The sequence below is a fragment of the Hoylesella marshii DSM 16973 = JCM 13450 genome, assembly GCF_000146675.1.
Taxonomy (GTDB): domain Bacteria; phylum Bacteroidota; class Bacteroidia; order Bacteroidales; family Bacteroidaceae; genus Prevotella; species Prevotella marshii.
Window position 1 is genome coordinate 1,281,963 of record NZ_GL397214.1, and the last position, 2,520, is coordinate 1,284,482.

General features: G+C 41.1%; 3 protein-coding genes. 2 read left to right on the plus strand and 1 reads right to left on the minus strand.

Annotation, left to right across the window (positions count from 1 at the left end):
• Positions 1–922: tyrosine-type recombinase/integrase (locus tag HMPREF0658_RS05310; protein WP_006949178.1), on the plus strand; the 922-nt coding region annotated here is incomplete at its 5' end.
• Positions 919–1,320 (plus strand): hypothetical protein, encoded by a 402-nt coding sequence (locus HMPREF0658_RS05315; protein WP_006949187.1) that lies wholly within the window; start codon positions 919–921, stop codon positions 1,318–1,320. The genes HMPREF0658_RS05310 and HMPREF0658_RS05315, both read left to right, overlap by 4 nt.
• A gap of 359 nt (positions 1,321–1,679) precedes the next feature.
• On the opposite strand, the gene HMPREF0658_RS05320 is transcribed toward HMPREF0658_RS05315, so the two are convergent.
• A partial coding sequence (locus HMPREF0658_RS05320) for a hypothetical protein (RefSeq protein WP_006949190.1) occupies positions 1,680–2,520 on the minus strand: 841 nt, incomplete at its 5' end.

Sequence of the window (2,520 nt, forward strand, 5' to 3'; positions counted from 1 at the left end):
TAAAGCAGAGCTGCAATCCGTTAAAGAGTGCGTGGGTAAATCAAGAGCAAAAAGTACTTATCAGAATCTTCTCTATTCAGACAAGTTACTTACAGAGTTTGTAAAGGATAAGGGAATGATGGATATAACCATCTCTGCAATAACGGAAGACTTATTTGAGGAATACGGTTTCTATCTGAAAAAACGAGGCTTGGCAACAGCAACCATGAATCGTTACCTTTGTTGGCTGAGTAGGCTGATGTATCGTGCGGTCAGCCAGAGAATCATTCGTTGCAATCCTTTTGAGAATGCCAAGTATGAGAAAACGGAACAGAAGATACGCTTTCTGCAAAAGAGCGATGTTGCCAAACTCATGGCATTGAGAGTAATTGATAAGGAAGCAGAACAAGCAAGACGGATGTTTATCTTCTCATGCTTTACGGGCTTGGCTATTGCTGATATGGAACATTTGCAATTGGGACACATTCAAACGGCAGCAGACGGACAGAAATATATCCGTAAAGAAAGGCAGAAGACAAAGGTGGAGTTTATTGTGCCCCTGCACCCGATAGCGGAGGCCATCATCAATCAATGTAAGGAAGAGCAACCCTGCATGAAAGAAATGCAGACGGTGAAAGAAAAAGGTGACGACTTTATCTTTCACTGTACTTGTAGCCGTAGCGTGATGAGTGCAAAGCTGAGTATTGTGGGTAAGGCTTGCGGTATCAGAGAGCGGTTGTCCTACCACATGGCAAGGCACACGTTCGGCACGCTGAGCTTAAGTGCAGGAATACCCATAGAGAGTATTGCCAAGATGATGGGGCACGCCTCTATATCCAGTACTCAAATCTACGCACAGGTGACAGATAATAAGATTTCTGAGGACATGGACAGGTTGATAAGGAAACATCAGACAAAAGAAACGAAGGAGGAAACCGTATGAATGTCAATCACCATCAAATAAAAAGAGACCGCAGTTATTTCGAGTGGGGCGATAATATGCAAATCACTTGCAAAGGCAAAGGCGAAATAGCCATGACAGAGAGTGAACTGGTGGATTTCTTTAGTGTAACATGGAGGAAGCTCAATTATCGTCTGCAACTTCTACTAAAAGTCTCTCCCCTGCAACCCGACGAAAGGGATACAGGGGAGCAGGAAGTCTACGTGAACGGACGGTTGCGAGGATATGCTCCGCTTTATCCACTCACAATCATCATCGCTTTGTCTTATCAATTGGACAGTACGGAAGCACACTTCTTCAGGAAACATGTATGTCAGAGATTGCAGAAACCTACATCCATAATAACACCGATATTCTTAATAGGAAAGACGGATACCTGATGATTATATTTTCTTTTTCTTTCATTGATTATATCTTACTACATAACTACAATAAGGTATAATACGTTGAAAGAAAAAGGATTAAAGATTTTTATTGATATACGAATATTCTTTCAATTATTTACTACGCTACTACAAAAGAAAGATTTTTATTAAAACTGAATTGACAGTGTATAAAAACTAAAAGCACAACCATGAGAATTTATAGTTTATAACACATAAACTAAAAGAGCTGTATCAAACCCTATAATGAGTAACGACACAGCTCTTTTTCTTGTTTTGAGGGAGATTAAAGCTTCTAATCAAGAAGTTCGCATCCTTTCAGATGTTGAGTTTGTATCCAATATATTTTATGGCAACTATTTAAGCTCATGCAACATGTAGGGTGCTCCAGAAACCTTTACCTTCAATTTTTCATAGCTTCCATCATCCATGTGATAGACAGAGTAGCCCATGCCTTGATCTGTTGACATGCCGAAGATGATATTATTGCCAGACTTGCAGATGGATGTGGCCCAGCCTACAGTTCCAGAAAAATTCATCTTCTTGCAAGTCTTATTGTATAGATTAATTTCAAAGGCTTGAAATGATTTGTCATGAACGTAGTCAGGTGGATTGCTTGCCGCTCCGGGAATGTTAAGGTATCCATAAACCTTTCCGTTTCCACCATACACTTTATTATAAGCATACGATGTTCTGTTCCCCTTTACTCCTTCTAAGTTTACGTCTGCAAGGGTGAAGCAATATGAGTTGTCAAAGTCTTGCTCCCCTTTCTTAATGCGCAAGAATCCTTCCTTGACCCCAGGCTGGTATCCAAACATTGCTACGCAATAGAAATAGATGTCACCCTTTTCGTCCATGAATGGATCCCCAGCGGGGGTCATAGAGGAGGCCATTGTAGCACGAGGGTCACTAATCATTTTGATAGGCTTATCGGTCTTGGTATCTATTAAGGCTATATGTGCCCCCTTCTCGCATGAGTAGGCAGACTTTAACTGGCAGAGCGTCACGTATAAGATGCCGTCTCTGATGATGGAAGCACATGGTTCAGGATTATTGTCGCCAGCCAACTTCCCCAAGGAATAGCCAGATAAATCTATTTCTCCTGTTTTTGTCATGGAGGACGGATCTATAATCCACACCTTTCCTAATCCAAGACAAGAAACGTAGGCTTTCTTCTCGGATAAGAATGTAATGTAT

What these genes read in the sequence shown, in the direction of transcription:
- HMPREF0658_RS05315 (WP_006949187.1), top strand. Translation starts at nt 919, where the DNA reads ATGAATGTCAATCACCATCAAATAAAAAGAGACCGCAGTTATTTCGAG.